Below are 21,621 nucleotides of genomic sequence, written 5' to 3'. Positions count from 1 at the left end.
CAGCTACTTATTCAGTGACTGACACTGCGCATTCGCGGGCAAGCCCGCTCCCACATTTGGATCTGGGTCGACCGTTAACCCTGAGGAGTCTGCTCGGCCAACGCCACAGCCCGAAACATCGCGCGGCGTTTGTTCAGTGTTTCTTCCCATTCGAGCGCCGGCACCGAGTCAGCAACAATCCCGCCACCGGCCTGTACATGCAGCTCGCCATCCTTGATCACGGCGGTACGGATCGCAATCGCGGTGTCCATGTTGCCGTTCCAGGCGAAATACCCCACAGCGCCGCCGTATACACCACGCTTGACCGGTTCCAGTTCGTCGATGATTTCCATCGCGCGAATCTTTGGTGCACCCGACAACGTGCCCGCCGGCAGAATCGCGCGCAACGCGTCCATGGCGGTTAACCCGGCTTTCAGCTCGCCGGTGACGTTGGACACAATGTGCATCACGTTGGAATAGCGCTCGATCACCATCTTCTCGGTCAGCTTCACCGAACCGATTTCCGAAACGCGCCCGGTGTCGTTACGCCCCAGGTCGATCAGCATCAAGTGCTCGGCAATTTCCTTGTCGTCGCTGAGCAAGTCCTCTTCCAGCGCCAGATCAGCCTCTTCGGTCGCGCCACGCGGGCGAGTGCCGGCGATCGGGCGCACGGTTATCAGATTGTCTTCGACGCGCACCAGCACTTCCGGCGAACTGCCCACCACGTGGAAGTCACCGAAGTTGAAGAAATACATGTACGGCGTCGGGTTGAAGCAACGCAGCGCGCGATACAGATCGATCGGCGCAGCCTTGAAGTCGATGGACATGCGTTGCGACGGCACCACCTGCATGCAGTCACCGGCCAGGATGTATTCCTTGATCGTGTCGACCGCGCGCTCGTAGTCATCCTGAGTAAAGCTTGAACGAAAGATCGGGTCGGCAGCCGGCGGCCGGCTGAGGTCCAGGCCACGACGCGGGGTGATCGGCTGGCGCAGTTTTTCCAGCAAGGCTTCCAGGCTGGCCTGGCCTTGCTCGAAGGCATCGGCCTGGGAAGGGTCAGCGAGGACAATCGCGTGCATCTTACCGGCGAGGTTGTCGAACACCACCACCGCGTCAGAGACCATCAGCAGAATGTCCGGCACGCCCAGCGGGTCTGGATTCGGGCATTTGCCCAGGCGTTTTTCCACATAACGCACGCAGTCGTAGCCGAAATACCCCACCAGTCCGCCGTTAAAGCGCGGCAGGCCGGCAATGGTCGGCACGTTGTAGCGCGCCTTGAACGCTTCGACGAAGGCCAGCGGGTCTTCGACGTCGTGGCTTTCGATCTCGACGCCGTCCTGGGTAATGCTCACATGGTGGTCATGCACGCGCAGCACGGTGCGGCACGGCAGGCCAATGATCGAGTAACGGCCCCATTTCTCGCCGCCCTGTACCGATTCCAGCAGGTAGGAATTGGGCTCGTCGGCCAGTTTCAGGTAGATCGACAGCGGCGTATCGAAGTCGGCCAAGGTTTCGCAGGCCAAGGGGATACGGTTATAGCCGGCAGCGGCCAAACGCAGGAATTCTTCGCGGATCATGAGGTGCCTCGTGGCTTGAGGGTCAAACGGTCAGGTGTGCAAACATGCCGCAGCGCGGCCAGGATCAGTCAGGCGCGCCAACGCCAGCGGGCCAGGGCCTTGATGACTTTCATCCAGAGTTTGCGAGTGACCACCACGATGGGATTTCCAGAAGGGGACGGTTCGGTATCGGGCAACGTTATCTCAGCGCCCGCTCCCAAGCAACCGGGGATTAGCAGTCGCAGGTCATCTATCACCAGTGCCGGCGATTCTTCGGCAATCGGCCGACCATGGTTGTAGCCGTAACTCAGGGCCACGCACTGCACACCGGCGGCTTTTGCGGCCAGCACGTCACTGCGCGAATCGCCGACAAACAACGATTGGGATGCCGGAATGTTGGCCATTTTCATCACGAAAAACAGCGCCGCCGGGTCGGGTTTCTTCTGCGGCAAGGTATCGCCACCGATGATCCAGCGGAAATAACGGCCAATTTTCATCTGGTCCAACAGCGGCGCGACAAAGCGCTCCGGCTTGTTGGTGATCAGGGCCATTTCCACGCCCTGCTTGTGCAGCCACTTGAGCGTATCGCGCACGCCGGGGTAAACCACGGTCAGTTCGTGACTGCTTTCATAGGCTGCATTGAACAATTCCAGGGCATGTTCGGCCTCGACATCATCGACGCCTTCAGCCTCGATATGGTTGGCCAGGGCCCGGCGCACCAGCATCTGCGCGCCATTGCCGACCCACTCGCGTACCGACTCGATACCCGCCGGCTTGCGCCCCAGCTTGAGCAGCATCTCGTCCACCGCCGCCGCCAGGTCTGGCACCGAGTCGATCAACGTACCGTCCAGATCGAACATCACCAGCCGTGGCAGTTTGCCGGGGAACAGCCGCTCAAAACCGCTCATGGACGCGCCAGCGCGAGTTCGGCACGCATCTTGTCGATGACTTCCTGGTAGTCCGGGGCGTTGAAGATCGCCGAGCCGGCCACGAAGGTGTCGGCCCCGGCAGCGGCGATCTCGCGGATATTGTTGACGTTGACCCCACCGTCGATTTCCAGGCGGATATCACGGCCCGACGCATCGATCAGCGCGCGGGCTTCGCGCAGCTTGTTCAGGGTGCCGGGGATGAACTTCTGGCCACCGAAGCCTGGGTTGACGCTCATCAGCAGGATCATGTCGACCTTGTCCATCACGTACTCAAGCACGCTCAACGGGGTCGCCGGGTTGAATACCAGGCCCGCCTTGCAGCCGCCTTCGCGGATCAGTTGCAGGGTGCGGTCGACGTGCAGCGAGGCTTCCGGGTGGAAGGTGATGTAGGTCGCACCAGCGTCAACGAAGTCGCCGATGATGCGATCCACCGGGCTGACCATCAGGTGCGCATCAATCGGCGCGGTGATGCCGTACTTGCGCAGTGCCGCGCACACCATCGGGCCGATGGTCAGGTTCGGCACGTAGTGGTTGTCCATGACATCGAAGTGCACGAAATCGGCACCGGCGGCCAATACCTTGTCCACTTCCTCACCCAGGCGGGCGAAATCGGCGGAGAGAATCGATGGAGCAATGACGAAGGGCTGCATGACGCACCTTTTTGAGCTAAATCACGATGGCGCGCATTGTATACCTCATGCTTTGCCGCGCGCACCGTGACCTCACTCAACAGTTAGTAAGCTGCCCGGTAGATTTTCTCGATATCCGCTGCGCTGAGCTGGCGCGGGTTGTTGCGCATCAGCCGCTCGATACCCGCCGCCTCCGTGGCCATGGCCGGGATTGCATCCTCGGGTATCCCGAAGCTGCGCAGGCCCGCCGGGATCTCGACTGCGGCACACAGTCGCGTCATCGCCTCAACCGCCTGGTCGGCTGCGTCGTTGATGCTGAGCCCGGTGACATTGACGCCCATCGCCTGGGCAATGTCCTGCATGCGCTCGACACACGCCAGCTTATTCCAGTGCATCACGTAGGGCAGCAACAGCGCATTGCTCACGCCGTGGGCAATATTGAATCGCCCGCCCAGCGGGTAGGCCAACGCATGCACCGCGCCCACTCCAGCGTTGCCGAACGCCATACCGGCCATCAGGCTGGCGGTGGCCATGTCGTCGCGGGCCTGCAGGTTGGCCGGGTTGGCGTAGGCCTTGGGCAGCGCATTGGCAATCAGCTTGATCGCGCCAATGGCCAACGCATCGGTAATCGGCGAGGCATTCAGTGACAGGTAGGACTCGATGGCATGCACCAATGCATCCACGCCACTGGCGGCGGTGACACTGCGCGGGCACGTGAGCGTCATTTGCGGGCTGATCAACGCGACATCCGGCAGCAGGTAATCGCTGACGATGCCTTTTTTCAGTTGCGCCACTTTGTCCGAGAGGATCGCCACATTGGTCACCTCCGAACCGGTGCCGGCCGTGGTCGGGATCGCGATCAACGGTGGCCCCTTGCGCGGCACCTGGTCGATGCCGAACAAATCCGCCAGGGCGCCGTGGTAACCGGCATAGGCCGCGACACTTTTGGCAATGTCGATAGCGCTGCCGCCGCCCACCCCGATCAGGCCGTCATGCCCGCCTTCGCGGTACGCACGCATGCAGTCTTCGACGATGGCGATTTCCGGGTCGGGCAGCACACGATCAAAAATCTCGTAGGTGCGCTCGCCCAAATGCTCAAGCGCCAGCGCCACGGTGCCGGACTTGACCAGCGCGGCGTCCGTCACGATCAGTGGGTTATCCACATCCAAACGCGTGAGCTCGGCGGCCAACTGCTCGATGGCACCGGCGCCGGTCAGCAGTTTGTGGGCGATCTTGAATGAGGAAGTGCTCATGTGCGCGGCCTCTTGTTATTAATGGGCTTGCACAAGAGTAGCTGAGGCACATGGGTTGTCTGCCATTCAGCGGCTGAATGGTCATTATCTGAATAAACACACCCCCATGTGGGAGCACGCCCGCTCCCACAGGTTGATCTCGGTTTGGCTTCAGACCTGCGCGGTGCGCAGTTTTTCGCTGCGGCCTCGCAGCCATTCCAGGGTCAGCAACAGCAACACCGAGAAGGCAATCAGCAAGGTCGCCGCGGCAGCAATCGTCGGGCTGAGGTTTTCACGGATGCCGCTGAACATCTGCCGCGGCAAGGTCGCTTGCTCAGGGCCGGCAAGGAACAGCGTCACGACCACTTCATCGAATGACGTAGCGAACGCAAACAGCGCCCCGGAAATCACCCCCGGCGCAATCAGCGGCAAGGTCACCCGACGAAACGCGGTCAACGGCGAGGCGCCCAGGCTGGCGGCAGCTCGCACCAGGTTATGGTTGAAACCCTGCAAGGTCGCCGACACCGTGATAATCACAAACGGCACGCCCAGCACCGCATGCACCACGATCAGCGAGAAGAAACTGTTGCCCAGCCCCAACGGCGCGAAGAACAGGTAACTGGCCACGCCGATAATCACCACCGGCACCACCATCGGCGAAATGACCAGCGCCATCACCAACGCCTTGCCGGGGAAGTTGCCGCGCGTCAGGCCAATCGCCGCCAGGGTGCCGAACACCATTGCCAGCACCGTGGCCGCCGGGGCAACGATGATGCTGTTCTTCAGTGCGCGCATCCATTCGGCCGAGGCGAAGAAGTCCTGGTACCAATGCAGCGAGAAACCTTGCAGCGGGTACACCAGGAAACTGCCACTGTTGAACGACAGCGGAATAATCACCAGCACCGGCAATATCAGGAACAGCAGGATCAAGCCGCACAAGATCCGCAAGCTGTAGAACCACACCCGTTCCACCGGTGACATATAAGGGCTCAGCATCGCAAGGTCTCCTCAGCTCAGGCGCAGGCGACTGGCGCCCACCAGCCGGTTGTAGATCAGGTACAGCAGCACGGTCGCCAGCAGCAGTAAGCCGCCCAACGCCGTGGCCATGCCCCAGTTGATGCTGGTGTTGGTGTAGAAGGCCACAAAGTAGCTGACCATCTGGTCGTTCGGGCTGCCCAGCAGCGCCGGCGTGATGTAGTAACCAATCGCCAGGATGAACACCAGCAGGCAACCGGCGCCGACACCGGCATAGGTCTGCGGGAAGTACACGCGCCAGAAGCTGGCGAACGGGTGGCATCCCAGCGAGATCGCCGCCCGCATATACGTGGGCGAGATGCCTTTCATCACGCTGTAGATCGGCAGGATCATGAACGGCAGCAGGATATGCACCATGGAGATGTACACGCCGGTGCGGTTGAAGACCAATTCCAACGGTTTATCGATCAGGCCCACACTCATCAGCGCGCTGTTGATCAGCCCACCGGATTGCAGCAACACAATCCACGCTGCCACGCGCACCAGGATCGAGGTCCAGAACGGCAGCAACACCAGGATCATCAACAGGTTGCTTTTGCGTGCCGGCAGGTTGGCCAGCAAGTAGGCCAATGGGTACGCCAGCAGCAGGCAGATGAAGGTAATCACCAGGCCCATCCAGAACGTGCGGGCGAAGATGTCCAGGTAGATCGCCTGGTCCGGCGTTGCCGGGGCCACTTCGCCGAGGTCATCGATGCGGTGATCGACGGCCGCCAGCAGGTAGTAAGGCGTAAGGCTGCTGGTATTGCGCCGGATTGCCTGCCAGTACGCCGGATCGCCCCAGCGCTCGTCGAGGGTTTCCAGCGCCTGTTTATAAGAGGCGGGCGCTTCGGTAAACGGCAGCGCCCGCGCGGTTTTGGTCAGCAGGCTGCGATAGCCGGCCAGTTCCATGTTCAAGCGTTTGGACAGGTCGCCCAGTGTCTGGTTTTTACGCGCTTCGCCCAGGTCTTCGCTGAGGGCCTGATACACCGGCTCACCCGGCAGACCACGACCATCCCAGGTCTTTACCGCCACCACGGTGCGCGGTAAACCACCCACCACTTCCGGGTTGCCGACGCTTTTGTAAAGCAGCGCAACGATCGGCACCAGGAACACCAGCAGCAAAAACAGCACCAATGGCGCAATCAACGCTTGGGCCTTCCAGCGGTTGAGCCGCTCGGCACGCGCCAGGCGCTGCTTGAGGGTGGGGCTGGGAATGGCGATAACCATGGCAAACTCCGGAACTTAAAAATGAATGCGCTCTGCCCAACACAACAGGCCCCAAATGGGAGCCGGGCTGTGTGGGAGCGGGCTTGCTCGCGAATACGGTGGATCAGTCTCTTCACGCGCTGACTGTCACATCGCATTCGCGAGCAAGCCCGCTCCCACACTTACCGGTTCGCACAAGGATTTAGCGGTATTGCGGATTACTTAGCCGCCCACGAATTGAAGCGCTGCTCCAATTGCTCGCCGTTATCCGCCCAGAAACTCACGTCGATCTGCACCTGGTTGGCAATGTTTTCCGGAGTGGTCGGCATATCCTTCAACACATCCTTGGCCAGCAACGGCACAGCCTGGGTGTTGGCCGGGCCGTAGGCGATGTTTTCCGAATAGGTCTTCTGCTGTTGCGGCTGCACCGAGAAGGCGATGAACTTCTTCGCGGCTTCCGCGCGGTCCTTGGCCAAGCCTTTAGGGATGGCCCACGCATCGAAGTCGTAGATGCCGCCGTTCCAGACCACTTTCAGGTTGCTCTCTTTTTGCACGGCGGCGATGCGCCCGTTGTAGGCAGAGCTCATCACCACGTCGCCAGAAGCGAGGTACTGTGGCGGTTGTGCGCCAGCTTCCCACCATTGGATCGACGGTTTGAGTTCATCCAGCTTCTTGAATGCACGGTCCTGGCCATCTTTGCCGGCCAGCACTTTGTACACGTCCTTGGGGGCCACGCCGTCAGCCATCAAGGCGAATTCCAGGGTGTACTTGGCGCCCTTACGCAAGCCGCGCTTTCCAGGGAATTTCTTGGTGTCCCAGAAATCCGCCCAACTGGTCGGTGCGCTGGCCAGCTTGTCGGCGTTGTAGGCCAGCACGGTGGACCACACAAAGAAGCCCACGCCGCAGGGCTGAATCGCGCCCTTCACGTAGTCCGCCGTATTGCCGAACAGTTTGGGGTCGAGCGGCTCGAACATGTCTTCGTCACAGCCACGGGACAGTTCCGGCGACTCCACTTCCACCAGGTCCCAGGACACGCTCTTGGTGTCGACCATGGCTTTGACCTTGGCCATTTCACCGTTGTACTCACCCGCGACGATCTTGCCGTTGCCCGCGCTTTCCCACGGCGCGTAGAAAGCCTTGACCTGGGCCGCCTTGTTCGCGCCACCAAAGGACACGACCGTCAGGTCCGGGCCTGCCATGGCCTGTGTCGCGCCCATCAGGCCTAAAACCAGGGCGGAATATTTAAGGGATCTCAACATTGTTGTTCTCTCCACGTGCAGGGTTGGTGAAGCCATGGGGCGATTAATTCGCCTCTAGAAGTGGGTCGAGTGCGCGAACGTGCTCGACTTGCCAGCCAATCGGTACCACGTCGCCGACCGCCAGGGCCGGGTCCAGCTCGGCAATCGGTTGTTTCACAAAAAAATCGGCCTTGCCGCAAACCTCCAGGCGCACACGCACGTGGTCGCCCAGGTAGATAAACTCCGCCACACGACCAGAGAAACGGTTGACGCAGCTTTCGCTGGAGCCGTTGAGGCTCACGCGCTCCGGGCGCACCGACAGGGTCACCGGGCCGCCGATCTGGCCGACATTCACCGCGAGCGCCTCGACCTTTTCGCCCCGCGCCAGCTCCACCACGCAACGCTCGCCGCTGTGGCTGTGCAGGCGCCCGTTGAGGCGGTTGTTCTCACCGATGAAGTTGGCGACGAAGGTGTTTTTAGGCTCTTCGTACAAGGTGCGCGGCGCGGCGATCTGCTGGATTTCGCCTTGGTGGAACACCGCCACGCGGTCGGACATGGTCAAGGCTTCGCCCTGGTCGTGGGTCACGTACACCACCGTCACACCCAGACGCTGGTGCAGGTGTTTGATCTCCATCTGCATGTGTTCGCGCAGTTGTTTGTCGAGTGCGCCGAGGGGTTCGTCCATCAGCACCAGCTGCGGTTCGAACACCAGCGCCCGGGCCAGGGCCACACGCTGTTGCTGCCCCCCGGAGAGTTGCGCCGGATAGCGCTGGGCGAAGGCATCGAGCTGGACCATGCTCAACACACGTTTGACCCGCTCGCTGATATCGGTCTTGCTCAAGCCGCGCACCGACAAGGGAAACGCCAGGTTTTCGGCGACGGTCATGTGCGGGAACAATGCATAGTTCTGGAACACCATGCCGATGTCGCGCTTGTGCGGCGGCACGTTGTTGATCGCGCGCCCGGCCAGCAGGATTTCACCGGCGGTCGGCGTCTCGAAACCGGCAAGCATCATCAGGCTGGTGGTCTTGCCCGAGCCCGATGGCCCGAGCAGGGTGAGGAACTCGCCCTTGCGAATCTCCAGGTTGAGGTCTTTGACGATCAGGTTCTCGCCGTCGTAGCTCTTCTGCACGCCACGAAAGCTGACCAGCACATCATTTGAATCCACCTCGCTCATACCCGCACCTTTGTATTTTGGACTGCTGTGGCACAAGCGTAGTCCAGGCGCGAGGCCGCGGAAATCGGGGGCCAGGAGAGAATTGCATCAGCCGGATGGAAGGCTGGGGGTAAGGATCGCCCTACAACGATGGCGGGGATGGAACAGTGTCAGCGCCCCGCGCGCCGGGAATGGCCCTGGCAGGACGCGCGGGAGGTCGTAAACAGGCATGTCGTCACAACAGCTTATGTTCCATGGCGTACTTCACCAATTCGGCCAGGGACGTGATATTCAGCTTTTGCATCAGGCGCGCCTTGTGGGTGCTGATGGTCTTGCTGCTCAGCGCCAGTTGCTGGGCGATGTCATTGACGTTGGCGCCCTGGGCGAGGCGCTCGAACACCGAAAACTCGCGCTCCGAGAGCAGCGAATGCAGCGGCCGCGCGTCCGTCAAGCCGACTTCAAACACCATGCGGTCAGCCAGGTCCGGGTCGATATAGCGCCCGCCCGCCGCGACTTTGCGAATCGCCGTCAGCAACAGGGCCGGGTCGCTGTCTTTGGTCGCATACCCCGCCGCCCCGACTTTCAAGGCGCGGGCGGCCATTTGCGCTTCATCGTGCATGGACAACACCAGGATCGCCGGCGGGTTATTCAGTGCACGGATGCGCGCAATGGCCTCCAGCCCATTAACACCGGGCATCGAGATATCCAGCAACACAACCTCGCACGCCACGTGGCGCAAAGTCTCCAGCAACTGCTCGCCGTTACTCGCCTCGCCCACTACTTGCAGGTCTTTGGCCAGGCCGATCAATTGCTTGATGCCTTCACGGACGATGGTGTGGTCTTCGGCTACCAATACACGAATCACAGGGGTTTCCTCTTAGCGTTATGCATCCAACGGCACCCTGACACTCAAGGTGGTGCCCTCCCCCGGCTCGCTGTGCAGGCTCAGTTGCCCGCCCATCATCAACACCCGCTCGCGCATACCCACTACGCCAAAGGACACGGGCCGGCCCTGGGACTCAACGAAGCCGACGCCGTCATCGCTGATGGTCAACTGCAAGTCGCCGCCCTCAACCACCAGGGTCAGCTCGACAGTATGCGCCTGGGCATGGCGCATCACATTGGTCAACGCCTCCTGCAGGATGCGGAACAGGCCGATGGCCTTGGCGTCGCTCAGGGCGGGCAGGTTGTCCGGGACTTGTACCAGGCAGGGGATTTGCGTACGGGCTTCAAAGCGGCGGGCTTGCCACTCGATGGCCGAGGCGATGCCCGCGTCGAGAATCGGCGGGCGCAATGCGGTCGCCACGTCGCGCACCAGCTGGAACAGCTGGGCGATCAGGCGCTTCATGCTGTTGAGGCGCTCGTTCAAGCCCGGATCCAATTGCGCATAGGCCAGCTCGCACATCGAGGTTTCCAGCTTGAGCACCGTGAGCATCTGCCCGAGTTCGTCGTGCACTTCGCGGGCGATACGGGCCTTTTCTTCTTCGCGCACGGTTTCCAGGTGGGCGGACAATTCGCGCAACTGTGCCTCGCTTTGCAGCAAGGCGGCCACATAACGGCGGCGCTCGGTCACGTCACTGAGATACACGACCAGGTATTCGCCATCGGCAAAGCGCAGAAAGCTCAAGGACACATCAGCGGGCAGGATCGTGCCGTCTGCGCGCACACAATCGGCTGCAAAGTTTTGCGGGCCTTCTTCGCTGGCGCGGGCGCGTTTCCACAGGTTGAGCCAGCGGTCCATGTTCAACGTCGGGTCAAAATCGATCAGCGGTCGCTCGATCAATGCACCGGCGCCATAACCGAGCATGTTTTCGGCGGCGAGGTTGGCGTAGCGCACATGGCTGTCCCAATTGACCCACAGGATACCGACCGTACTTTGATCGATGGAAAACTGCGTCAACCGCAAGGCTTCGGCACTGGCGGCGCGCGCGGCACTTTCTTCCCGAGCCGCCAGCAGGTGCTGTTCCAGCCCACGTTGCTGGCGACGCTGCCAGACCACCACGGCAAGACTGGCGATCAGGAACAACCCCAAGAGCAGGCTGAGGTTTTTCCAGAAGGCGGGTGACTCCGACAACTGTGGGTACTTGGGTTGCAACCAGCGGCTATGCAGTTGATCCAGATCGCGGGCGGGTATCGCGCGCAAGGCGCTTTGCATGATGGTCGCCAGTTCCGGCCATTCACGGCGGGTGGCCACACGCAGCAATTGCGGCAAGCCGATATCCCCCACCACGGCCAACCCGGCAAACTCCGCCTCGCCGGACAACCGGCTCAACTGTGCCTCATCCACCACGGCATAACGCGCCTGCTGGCTGACCAGCAACTGCAAGGCCTGACGTTCCATGGGCACGCCTTGCAGATTCAGGTTGGGATAATTGCTGCGCAGGTAGTCCGCCACGGCGCTGGGCATGCGCACGGCAACGCGGGATTGCTCATCGAGTTTTTCCAGCTCCACGGCGCCGCCGCCCTCGCGGACACCGACGATATGCTGGGGCACGCGCATATACGGGTCGGTGAATAACCACAGGCGCAGGCTCGCAGGGGTTTGCTGCAGGCCGGGGGCGATATCCACTTCGCCGTCACGCACGGCGGCTTCCAATTGCTCTTGGGTGGGGAAATTGCGCCAGGTCAGCTCAATGTTCAGCGCCTTGGCCAACCAATGCATCAACTCGACATTGGCCCCGGACAACCGCTGCAAGCGCCGGTCGTATTGCGCGTAAGGCGCCTGCAATACCAGGCCCACGCGCAACTCCGGATGCTGGGCGAGCCACTCCCGCTGTTGTGCATTCAGTTGCGCCTGTGGTGCAGCAGGCGCAGGCGCGGCACTTGCCATCAAGGCAAAGCACCAACAGCCGATAACCAGCAGACAGCGAAAACCCATGATCCACGTCTCACATCACTGACAAACACTGACCAACCCATTAGGCTGCTGGAATGACTTCTGGCCGGGAATTAACGATGCTCTTTCTCCACCGTTCGGCACTACCAGCATTGTGCCTGTCGCTGCTATTTACCAGCGCCTTTTCTGTTCAGGCCGCCGACGCACCTGCGCCCGCTGCCGAAAAACCGGTTGAACGCCAACCTCTGCCCGAGCGCAGCCAGGAAGAGGCCAACGCCCTTGAGCGGCAACTTCCGCAACAAGAGCAGCAACAGTTGCAGGCCGGCAGCGATTCATTCCTGGCCCTGTGGAAACCGGCCAACAGCGCCGAACCCCAAGGCGTGGTGATTATCGTGCCTGGCGCCGGGGAAAGTGCTGACTGGCCGCAAGCAATTGCGCCTTTGCGCAGTAAATTACCGGACGCCGATTGGGGCACCCTCAGCCTTTCATTACCGGACGTGAACCTGGACACCTTGCCACCGCGGGTCATGGAAGCCCCCAAGGCAGCGGTCGACACCAGCAGCAAAGAAGGCAGCACCGCCGCCAAACCCATCGAACAAGCCGCCAGCGCCGAAGCTGAAGGGACGGACCCGGCGGTGGTGCCCGGTGCGGAGCAGCAGGAAAAAACCGACGCCAAGCGCATCTTTGATCGTATCGACGCCGCCGTCGCCTTCGCCCAAACCCAGAGCGCGCGCAGCGTGGTGTTGCTTGGCCATGGCACCGGCGCCTGGTGGGCCGCGCGTTACCTGAGCGAGAAGCAGCCGTCCCAAGTGCAAAAGTTGGTGATGGTGGCTGGCAAGACACCTACGGGTCGGCAACCGAATCTGCAACAACTGGCCCCAACGCTGAAAGTGCCTACAGCGGACGTTTTCTACCAGGACAGCGCCCAAGAACGCAAAAATGCGCTGGAGCGCGTGCAAGCCGCCAAGCGCACGAAGAATGACGGCTACAAACAGGTGTCACTGAAAACCCTGCCCGGCAATAGCTCGGCCGAGCAAGAGCAGTTGTATCGGCGGGTGCGCGGGTGGCTGAGCCCGGAGCCGAAATAGCGCTGACCGCCTATCTCGAAAGCACCGTAGGCCTGATGTGGGAGCGGGCTTGCTCGCGAATAGGCTATGTCAGTCAACAGATGCATCGGCTGACTCGCGAGCAAACCCGCTCCCACAATGGATTGGGTGCACACTTCCAAAAAATGCTGGCTATCTGAAATCCCGCCGCTCGCGAATCAGCGCGTAGGCGTTATGCAGCTCGCGGGTTCGCTCGGTCGCCTCGCGCACTTGCGCGGGGCTGGCGCCGGTGCCGGCGATCTTGTCCGGGTGGTGGCGACTGAGCAGGCGACGATAGGCACGCTTGATCGCCGACGGTTCGCTGGTGGCGGTTACGCCAAGAATCCGCAACGCCTCCTGATAGGCGCCGCTGCGGCTGACCAAGGGCTTGCGTTCCGGCGCGTAGTCGCAGGCCAGCGCGTGCAACTGTTGCGGGGTCCAGCCCAGCCACCTGCCCCATTGATCGATCAGGTCGCGCTCGGCCTCATCTGCCCTGCCATCCGCCCAGGCCATTCGCCAGCACGCACGCAACACGCCTTCCGCCGCATGCGGCTGCGCCTTGAGTACGCGCAGATACGTGCGCACCCGGTCGGAACCGGACTTGCCGCGATTGAACGCGGTAATTGCCCGGCGCCGGGCGTGTTCGCTCATGTCCAGCGCGCGCATTTCCAGGCGCGCCTGCTGGATATGCCCATCCACGACCCGGCCATTGCTTTTGGCCAGGCGCCCCAACAACACAAACAGCAGCTCGTCGTTGCGCAACGCCGGGCGCCCGCCCAGGCGTTCGCGCAATTGCGCCCAACTGTGCAACTGCAGGCGGCGGTCCAGTGCCTGCCCCAGCAATGCGCCCAACAAGGCCCCCGGAATACTGGCAATGGCAAAGCCAGCCCCGGCACCGATCAGTGTCCCTGGCCACAACATCTTATTGCTCCGCAGTCAGCAAGGTCTCGACCTGCGCCAGGCGTTCCAGCGTGCCGACATCAATCCAGCGTCCCGTCATGTGTTCCCCCGTAACCCGTCCTTTGGCCATGGCCTCCCGCAACAGCGGCGCCAGTTTGAAGGCCCCGGCGCTGCAACCCGCGAACAGCTGAGGGTCGAGCACTGAAATGCCACTGAAGGTCAGGTTATCGGCACCGGGCGCGGCATCATGAAGCACGCCGTCGCTCAAATAGAAGTCGCCGCCCGCAGGGGCATGGTCAGGCCTGTCGACCATCACCAAGTGGGCAAGCCCTTGCAGCGGCTTCTTGCGCAGGCTGGCGAAGTCGAAGTCGGTCCAGATGTCACCGTTGACCAGAAGGAAAGGCTCATCGCCCAGCAGTGGCAGTGCCTTGAAAATACCGCCGCCGGTTTCCAGCGGCTCGCCTTCGGACGAGTATTGAATGCGCAGACCAAATTGCGCGCCGTCGCCCAGGTAGCTTTCGATCTGCTGCCCGAGCCAGGCATGGTTAATGACGATATCGGTGAAGCCGGCCTTGGCCAGCGCTTCAAGGTGATACTCGATCAACCGCTTGCCGCCCGCCTGCACCAAAGGCTTGGGCGTGTGCAGCGTGAGCGGACGCATGCGCTCGCCTTTGCCCGCCGCCAGGATCATCGCCTTCATACACCCGCCTCGGCCGGTTCGCGCAGGCTGGCCAGCAACTCACCCAGCTCATCCAGTTCAGTCCGGTCGGCCAGTACCGCTTCTATATAAGCAAAGAAGCGCGGCACGTCCGCCAGGTAGCGCGGCTTGCCGTCGCGATGGCAGATGCGCGCGAAGATGCCGATCACCTTGAGGTGGCGCTGCACCCCCATCAGGTCACTGGCCCGCAGGAACGCCTGAAAATCGCCCTGCACCGGGATGCCCAGCTGCCTGGCACGCTCCCAGTAACCACGCTGCCATTCGCGCACGCGCGCCTTGGGCCAGCTGAGGAACGCATCCTTGAACAGGCAGGTGATGTCGTAGGTCACCGGGCCGTAGACCGCGTCCTGGAAATCCAGCACACCTGGGTTCGGCGTGCTGATCATCAGGTTGCGTGGCATATAGTCGCGATGCACCAGCACTTTGGGCTGGGCCAGGGCGCTGTCGATCAAGTGAGCGCTGACGCGCTGCCACAAGGCTTGCTGCCGGGCGTCGAATTCGATACCCAAATGCCGACGAACGTACCACTCCGGAAACAATTCCAGCTCGCGGCGCAACAAGGCGACGTCATAGCTGGGCAGCGGCGCGTCCATCGGCAACTGCTGAAAAGCCAGCAGCGCGTCGATGGCATCGGCAAACAATTGATCGGCGTTTTGCTCGTCAATCACGTCCAGATAGGTTTTTCTGCCCAGGTCATTGAGCAAAAGAAAGCCGCGCAGCAGATCTTCTGCATAAATTTTTGGCACATTAATTCCCGATTTCGCGAGTAAATCAGCGATATCGACGAAAGGTTTGCAGTTTTCCTGGGGGGGTGGCGCGTCCATAACGACGAATGTTCGACCGCCGCCTTCCCAACGAAAGTAACGCCTGAAACTCGCGTCGCTGCTGGCCGCGGTCAATGTGGCCGGAGGTACGACCCCCCAATCCTGAGCGTTGAAAAGGATTGGCAACTGCTCATCCAGCCATACTTTCAGCTGTTGTAAACGTAGATCTTGCTCGGGCATTACAAGGGTCTCCGACGGCGCTAGCCGTCAAGCGGGTCATGCTTTATTATCACGCATCTTTTTCAGACCATCGAGAGGCGTGCGGCCCAAACCGCGGGCAGATGGCACGCAGGAAGCCCGGACTAATAAGATGGCATTGAAATCCCCCGCGTTTCGTAGAAAATTTCCGTTGCTGGTAACCGGCAGTCTGCTGGCCATGCAACCTTTCGCCACCTCATTCGTGGTCGCCGCGGAACAGTATGACTGCTCAGTCTCTGCTTCGGGTGCCTGGGATTGCGCGCCGAAAACCGCCGCAGCCCCATTGCCACCGCGCCCGGTGCATGACGGCGCAGCCGTCAGCCCGGCTGGCAGCACGGCGCAAGCCGACGCTGGCGGCAGCGGCGACGCTGAACCGAAGACCGCGCTGGTCACCGAAGCCAAGGGCCGTGGCCTGCGTTCGCGCAGCGCCGACTACAGCCACCTGGACTGGGTGCCTCGCGAGAAGCTGACCGCAGCCCAACTGGCCGAAACCGGTCCGTATTGCTCCGGCGCGTACATCGAGCCGACCCGTCCTGGCATGAACGACAAGACGGACAAAAGCGATACGCCGACCTTCATCGGTGCCAAGGCCTCTCGCTACGAGCAGGAACAACAAGTCGCAACCCTGGCCGGTGACGTCGTCATGCGCCAGGGCAGCATGCAGATGGAGGCTCAGGAAGCCAGTCTGTATCAGGCCGAGAACCGTGGCGAGCTGAATGGCGACGTTCGTCTGCGCGACAACGGTGCCCTGATCGTGGGCGACCACGCAGAGGTCCAGCTCGACACCGGCGCCGCTCAGATCGACAACGCCGAATACGTGCTGCACAAGTCGCGCATCCGCGGTAACGCGCTGTACGCCAAGCGTGCCGAGAACGCGATCATCCGTCTTAAAGACGGTACGTACACCACCTGCGAGCCGGACAGCAACGCCTGGCAGCTCAAGGGCAACAACATCACGTTGAACCCGGCCACCGGTTTCGGTACGGCGACCAACGCGACGTTGCGGATCAAGAACATCCCGATCCTGTACACCCCGTACATCTATTTCCCGATCGACAACCGTCGTCAATCCGGCTTCCTGCCGCCGAGCTTCAGCACCGGTGGGGAAACTGGCTTTACCCTGATTACGCCGTATTACTTCAACCTGGCGCCGAACTACGACGCCACGTTGTACCCGCAATACATGACCAAACGCGGTTTGATGATGGAAGGCGAATTCCGCTACCTCACCAAGTCCAGCGAAGGTCAGTTTGGCGGCGCGTACCTGAATGACGACAGCGACGAACGCAAAAAGCAGAGCGACTACGAAAAAACCCGCTATATGCTCAACTGGCAGCATAAAGGTGGGCTGGATTCGCGACTGACGACCCTGGTCGACTACACCAAGATAAGCGATCCGTACTTCTACCAGGATCTGAAGACCAACCAGGAAGGTGTTAAAGCTCAGGACTTCGTGAACCAACAGGGCGCCTTGACCTATCGCGGCGACTCCTATCAGGCGCGCTTGAACGTCCAGTCTTATCAACTGGCGACCGTTTCGCAGATCACTCCATATGACCGGCTGCCGCAGCTGACCTTCAACGGTACGCTGCCTTACCACCCGGGCGGCGTGGACTTTGCCTACGAGACCGAGGCTGTCCGCTTTGACCGGGATCTTCAGACCGGCAACTACACGGAAAAAGACGGCGGCCCTTTCAATACGCCACCTTTGGATAACGGCACCCCTCGCCTGGACACTTACGTATTTGGCTTGAACCGCGCCAACGGTACGCGTCTGAACCTGGCGCCAAGCATGTCCCTGCCGATGACTGCAACCTACGGGTACATCACGCCGAAGCTCAAGTACGTTTACACCAAGTACGATCTTGACCTGGACAGCACTGGCAAGGCCGATTTGGTGACCAATAGAGGCGGCGCTTCGCAACTGGGTGAGCGTTTCAACAGTTCACAGGATCGCGCAGTCCCGATCGCCAGCATCGACAGCGGCCTGTACTTCGATCGCAATACCCAATGGTTCGGCGAAAACTATCGCCAGACCCTTGAACCGCGCATGTTCTATCTCTACGTACCAGAGACAGACCAGAAGGACATTCCGGTATTCGACACCAGCGAAAACACCTTCAGCTACTCCTCGCTGTTCAGGGATAACCGTTTCTCCGGCTCGGACCGTATCGGCGACGAGAACAAGCTGTCGTTTGGCTTGACCAGCCGCTGGATTCAAGAAAACGGCTTCGAACGCCAACGAGCATCCATCGGCCAGGCGGTATATTTCAAAGATCGTGAAGTGCAACTGCCTGGTATCGATGCCAAGACCCGCGATGACGCTCACTCGAACGTTTCGCCAATCGCCTTGGAATACGAATACCGCTTCAACCATGACTGGCGCGCTACTGCCGACTACAACTGGGACCCGGAGAGCCGCTCCCCACGTTCCGGCAGCGCAATGTTCCACTACCAGCCGGAAGACAACCCGAACAAGGTTGTTAACCTCGGTTATCGCTATCGCAACGACCAAGTGGTTTATAACCAGTTGACCGGTAAGTACCAGTTTGGCGGTGACTTCGGTCAGCCTGGCGATCCTAACTACGTGAAGGATTACTACAAAATCCAGCAACACGACTTCTCGATGATGTGGCCGATCATTCCCCAGTGGAACCTGATCACCCGCTGGCAGTATGACTATGCCCGCAACCGCACTTTGGAAGCCTTCGGTGGTTTCGAGTACGACAACTGCTGCTGGAAACTGCGTGTGATCAACCGTTACTGGGTTTCCAACGACGAATACAGCCAGATCGCCCCGCTGAACGAAAAGGGTGACCACGGGCTCTTCTTCCAGATCGTCCTTAAAGGACTCGGCGGCCTGACCGGCGCCAAGGTAGAGAGCTTCCTCGACAAAGGCATTGAAGGTTATCGTGAACGTGAAGACCAAGCTTTCTGATTGCGTGCGCCCGCTAGTATTGGGCGCGCTGTTCCTGGGGGCCGCATCGGCACACGCTGCGGTTCAACAGCTGGACAAAGTTGTGGCCATTGTCGATAACGACGTGATCATGCAGAGCCAACTCGACCAACGGGTCAAGGAAGTTCAGCAGACCATCGCCAAACGTGGTGGCGGCGTGCCGCCGACCAGCGTGCTCGATCCACAGGTGCTGGAACGCCTGATCGTCGAAAACCTGCAACTGCAGATCGGCGATCGTTCCGGCATCCGTATTTCGGACGAAGAACTCAACCAGGCAGTAGGCACCATCGCTCAGCGCAACAACATGAGCATTGACCAGTTCAAAGCCGCTCTGGCCCACGACGGCCTGTCCTATGAGGACGCCCGTGACCAGATCAAGCGTGAAATGATCATCAGCCGTGTGCGTCAGCGCCGTGTGGCCGAGCGGGTTCAGGTGTCCGAGCAGGAAGTGAAAAACTTCCTGGCGTCGGACCTGGGCAAGATGCAGCTCTCCGAAGAACTGCACCTGGCCAACATCCTGATCCCGACACCGGACAGCGCTAACGCCGAGCAGCTCAATGCCGCCGCCGCAAAGACTCAGGCCGTTTATGACCGTTTGAAAGCCGGCGCTGACTTTGCCCAGACGGCAATTGCCGTCTCCGGCAGCGACAACGCCCTGGACGGCGGTGACATGGGCTGGCGTAAAGCCGCTCAATTGCCACCTCCGTTTGACCGTGAACTGAGCGCCATGCAGCCGGGTGAAATTACCCAGCCAGCACGCACACCGGGCGGCTTCATCATCCTCAAGTTGCTGGGAAAACGCGGCGGCGAGACCTCGCTGAAAGACGAAGTACATGTTCGTCACATCCTGGTCAAACCAAGCGAAATCCGTACCGAGGCGCAAACCAAGGAACTGGCCCAGAAGATCTATGACCGCATTGAAGGCGGTGAAGACTTCGCCACCTTGGCCAAGAGCTTCTCGGAAGACCCGGGCTCGGCCCTCAACGGTGGCGACCTGAACTGGATTGACCCGAAAGCGCTGGTGCCGGAGTTCCAGGACGTGATGGCCAAGACCCCGCAAGGCGTTTTGTCCAAGCCGTTCAAGACTCAATATGGCTGGCATGTACTGGAAGTTCTTGGCCGCCGCGCGACCGACAACACCACCCAGGCCCGCGAGCAACAAGCCCTGAGCGTATTGCGTAACCGCAAGTACGACGAAGAGCTGCAAACCTGGTTGCGTCAGATCCGTGACGAAGCCTACGTGGAAAACAAGCTGCCAGGCGCCGAGCAAACAGGCACCGACCAGGCACCGAAGTGAAACCACAGCGTTTCGCGGTCACACCCGGCGAGCCGGCCGGCATTGGTCCAGACCTGTGCCTGCTCCTCGCCTCGCAACCCCAGCCACATCCCCTGATTGCCATTACCAGCCGCGACCTGCTCCTTGAGCGGGCCGCGCAGCTGGGCGTGGCCGTCAGTTTGCTGGACGTGGCGCCGGGCCATTGGCCAGACCTGCCGGCCCCCGCAGGCAGCCTGTATGTGTGGGATACCCCCCTTGCGGCCAAGGTCGTTGCCGGGCAACTGAACAAGGCCAATGCGGCGTTTGTGCTGGAAACCCTGACCCGTGCCGGCCAAGGCTGTATCGACGGCGACTTCGCCGGCATGATCACCGCCCCTGTGCACAAAGGTGTCATCAACGACTCCGGCATCGCCTTTTCCGGCCATACCGAGTTCCTTGCCGAACTGACCCACACGGCTCAAGTCGTGATGATGCTTGCCACACGCGGCCTGCGCGTGGCCCTGGTGACCACGCACCTGCCGCTGCGCGATATCGCCGACGCCATCTCCGCCGAGCGCGTGGAGCGCGTCACGCGCATCCTGTACACCGACCTGCAACAAAAATTCGGCATTGCCCAACCCCGAATCCTGGTCTGCGGGCTTAACCCGCACGCCGGTGAAGGCGGCCATTTGGGCCATGAAGAAATCGACATCATTGAACCGACATTAGAGCGTCTGCGCCAAGAAGGCATGGACCTGCGTGGCCCACTGCCTGCGGACACTCTGTTTACCCCCAAATATCTGGAGCACTGCGACGCAGTGCTGGCGATGTACCATGACCAGGGGCTGCCCGTGCTGAAATACAAAGGCTTCGGCGCCGCAGTCAACGTGACTCTGGGCCTGCCGATCATCCGCACCTCCGTCGACCATGGCACGGCCCTGGACCTGGCGGGCAGTGGCAAGATCGATACCGGCAGCCTGCACGTGGCCCTGGAAACCGCCTATCAGATGGCCGAGACCCGTATATGACCGAGCATTACCAACACCGGGCGCGCAAGCGCTTCGGGCAGAACTTCCTGCACGACGCTGGCGTGATCGACCGCATTCTGCGCTCCATCCATGCCAAACCTGAAGACCGCCTGCTGGAAATCGGCCCGGGCCAGGGCGCATTGACCCAAGGCCTGCTGGCCAGTGGCGGTCAACTGGACGTGGTTGAACTGGACAAGGACCTGATCCCGATCCTCAACCAGCAGTTTGCGGGCAAGTCCAACTTCAACCTGCACCAGGGCGATGCGCTGAAGTTCGACTTCAACAGCCTCAATGCCGCGCCCAACAGCCTGCGAGTGGTCGGTAACCTGCCTTACAACATCTCCACACCGCTGATTTTCCACCTGCTGAACAACGCCGGGATCATCCGCGACATGCACTTCATGCTGCAAAAAGAAGTGGTTGAGCGTTTGGCGGCGGGCCCTGGTGGTGGTGATTGGGGCCGCCTGTCGATCATGGTTCAGTACCATTGCCGTGTGGAACACCTGTTCAACGTTGGCCCTGGCGCGTTTAATCCGCCGCCGAAGGTCGACTCGGCCATCGTGCGCCTGGTGCCTCACGCCGTACTGCCGCACCCGGCCAAGGACCACAAGTTACTGGAGCGGGTGGTGCGCGAAGCATTCAACCAGCGCCGCAAAACCCTGCGCAACACGCTCAAGGCGCTGCTTAGCAACGCTGAGATCGAAGCGGCCGGCGTCGATGGCAGCCTGCGCCCCGAGCAACTGGACCTGGCCGCGTTCGTGCGCCTGGCCGACCAGCTTGCCATCCAGCCTGCGCCCACCGCGGACTGAAGCCTGCCATGCATGGGCCAGACAGCATGTCTGGCCTAGTGCCCTGCTGATGGCCTAGACTGATCCGCATCTG

General features: G+C 61.1%; 18 protein-coding genes. 5 read left to right on the top strand and 13 right to left on the bottom strand.

Annotation, left to right across the window (positions count from 1 at the left end; translation table 11 throughout):
- Positions 1–74: 74 nt before the first annotated feature.
- The 10 genes from trpE to JFT85_RS18720 form a co-directional block, all read right to left on the bottom strand.
- The gene (gene trpE / locus JFT85_RS18765; RefSeq protein WP_053258303.1) at positions 75–1,556 is read right to left on the bottom strand and encodes an anthranilate synthase component I; all 1,482 of its coding nucleotides are present in this window, start codon (positions 1,554–1,556) and stop codon (positions 75–77) included.
- A gap of 68 nt (positions 1,557–1,624) precedes the next feature.
- Entirely contained in the window at positions 1,625–2,443 is an 819-nt protein-coding gene (locus JFT85_RS18760) for a phosphoglycolate phosphatase (protein ID WP_053258304.1), read from the bottom strand.
- A complete protein-coding gene (rpe, locus tag JFT85_RS18755; protein WP_046035020.1) occupies positions 2,440–3,114 on the bottom strand; it encodes a ribulose-phosphate 3-epimerase in 675 nt (224 codons plus the stop codon). Before rpe ends, JFT85_RS18760 begins: the two co-directional genes overlap by 4 nt.
- 83 nt (positions 3,115–3,197) lie before the next feature.
- The gene (locus JFT85_RS18750) at positions 3,198–4,346 is read right to left on the bottom strand and encodes an iron-containing alcohol dehydrogenase (protein WP_053258305.1); all 1,149 of its coding nucleotides are present in this window, start codon (positions 4,344–4,346) and stop codon (positions 3,198–3,200) included.
- Between the two features lie 150 nt (positions 4,347–4,496).
- The gene (locus JFT85_RS18745) at positions 4,497–5,321 is read right to left on the bottom strand and encodes an ABC transporter permease (RefSeq protein ID WP_017739612.1); all 825 of its coding nucleotides are present in this window, start codon (positions 5,319–5,321) and stop codon (positions 4,497–4,499) included.
- A gap of 12 nt (positions 5,322–5,333) precedes the next feature.
- Complete coding sequence (locus JFT85_RS18740; protein ID WP_053258306.1) at positions 5,334–6,566, bottom strand: ABC transporter permease; 1,233 nt, start codon at positions 6,564–6,566, stop codon at positions 5,334–5,336.
- A 197-nt stretch (positions 6,567–6,763) separates the two neighbouring features.
- Positions 6,764–7,804, bottom strand: a complete 1,041-nt coding sequence (locus JFT85_RS18735; RefSeq protein ID WP_053258307.1) for an ABC transporter substrate-binding protein — start codon at positions 7,802–7,804, stop codon at positions 6,764–6,766.
- A 43-nt stretch (positions 7,805–7,847) separates the two neighbouring features.
- A complete protein-coding gene (locus tag JFT85_RS18730) occupies positions 7,848–8,960 on the bottom strand; it encodes an ABC transporter ATP-binding protein (protein ID WP_053258308.1) in 1,113 nt (370 codons plus the stop codon).
- A gap of 214 nt (positions 8,961–9,174) precedes the next feature.
- Entirely contained in the window at positions 9,175–9,804 is a 630-nt protein-coding gene (locus JFT85_RS18725; protein ID WP_053258309.1) for a response regulator, read from the bottom strand.
- An 18-nt stretch (positions 9,805–9,822) separates the two neighbouring features.
- Positions 9,823–11,817 (bottom strand): sensor histidine kinase, encoded by a 1,995-nt coding sequence (locus tag JFT85_RS18720; protein ID WP_201230264.1) that lies wholly within the window; start codon positions 11,815–11,817, stop codon positions 9,823–9,825.
- 77 nt (positions 11,818–11,894) lie between these two features.
- On the opposite strand from JFT85_RS18720, the gene JFT85_RS18715 reads away from it, so the two are divergent.
- Positions 11,895–12,863, top strand: a complete 969-nt coding sequence (locus tag JFT85_RS18715) for an alpha/beta hydrolase family protein (protein WP_053258311.1) — start codon at positions 11,895–11,897, stop codon at positions 12,861–12,863.
- Between the two features lie 150 nt (positions 12,864–13,013).
- On the opposite strand, the gene JFT85_RS18710 is transcribed toward JFT85_RS18715, so the two are convergent.
- The 3 genes from JFT85_RS18710 to JFT85_RS18700 are packed head-to-tail and all read right to left on the bottom strand — an operon-like array spanning position 13,014 to position 15,482.
- Entirely contained in the window at positions 13,014–13,781 is a 768-nt protein-coding gene (locus JFT85_RS18710; protein ID WP_201230262.1) for a TerB family tellurite resistance protein, read from the bottom strand.
- Between the two features lies 1 nt (position 13,782).
- Complete coding sequence (murU, locus tag JFT85_RS18705) at positions 13,783–14,460, bottom strand: N-acetylmuramate alpha-1-phosphate uridylyltransferase MurU (protein WP_201230260.1); 678 nt, start codon at positions 14,458–14,460, stop codon at positions 13,783–13,785.
- Positions 14,457–15,482, bottom strand: coding sequence for an aminoglycoside phosphotransferase family protein (locus tag JFT85_RS18700; protein ID WP_201230258.1), 1,026 nt, complete (start codon positions 15,480–15,482; stop codon positions 14,457–14,459). Before JFT85_RS18700 ends, murU begins: the two co-directional genes overlap by 4 nt.
- A 130-nt stretch (positions 15,483–15,612) precedes the next feature.
- On the opposite strand from JFT85_RS18700, the gene JFT85_RS18695 reads away from it, so the two are divergent.
- Genes JFT85_RS18695 through rsmA form a run of 4 tightly spaced genes read left to right on the top strand, consistent with a single transcriptional unit; the run spans position 15,613 to position 21,548 of the window.
- Positions 15,613–18,438 (top strand): LPS-assembly protein LptD, encoded by a 2,826-nt coding sequence (locus JFT85_RS18695; RefSeq protein ID WP_201230257.1) that lies wholly within the window; start codon positions 15,613–15,615, stop codon positions 18,436–18,438.
- Complete coding sequence (locus tag JFT85_RS18690) at positions 18,419–19,753, top strand: peptidylprolyl isomerase (protein WP_073638414.1); 1,335 nt, start codon at positions 18,419–18,421, stop codon at positions 19,751–19,753. Before JFT85_RS18695 ends, JFT85_RS18690 begins: the two co-directional genes overlap by 20 nt.
- Positions 19,750–20,739, top strand: coding sequence for a 4-hydroxythreonine-4-phosphate dehydrogenase PdxA (pdxA, locus tag JFT85_RS18685; protein ID WP_069551973.1), 990 nt, complete (start codon positions 19,750–19,752; stop codon positions 20,737–20,739). Before JFT85_RS18690 ends, pdxA begins: the two co-directional genes overlap by 4 nt.
- Positions 20,736–21,548, top strand: coding sequence for a 16S rRNA (adenine(1518)-N(6)/adenine(1519)-N(6))-dimethyltransferase RsmA (gene rsmA / locus JFT85_RS18680; RefSeq protein WP_053258317.1), 813 nt, complete (start codon positions 20,736–20,738; stop codon positions 21,546–21,548). The genes pdxA and rsmA overlap by 4 nt, the downstream gene beginning before the upstream one ends.
- The last annotated feature ends 73 nt before the right edge of the window (positions 21,549–21,621 follow it).

The organism is Pseudomonas sp. TH04 (assembly GCF_016651355.1).
Lineage (GTDB): Bacteria > Pseudomonadota > Gammaproteobacteria > Pseudomonadales > Pseudomonadaceae > Aquipseudomonas > Aquipseudomonas fluorescens.
Note: the sequence above shows the minus strand (reverse complement) of the source record. Positions and strands in the feature narration are given on the sequence as shown.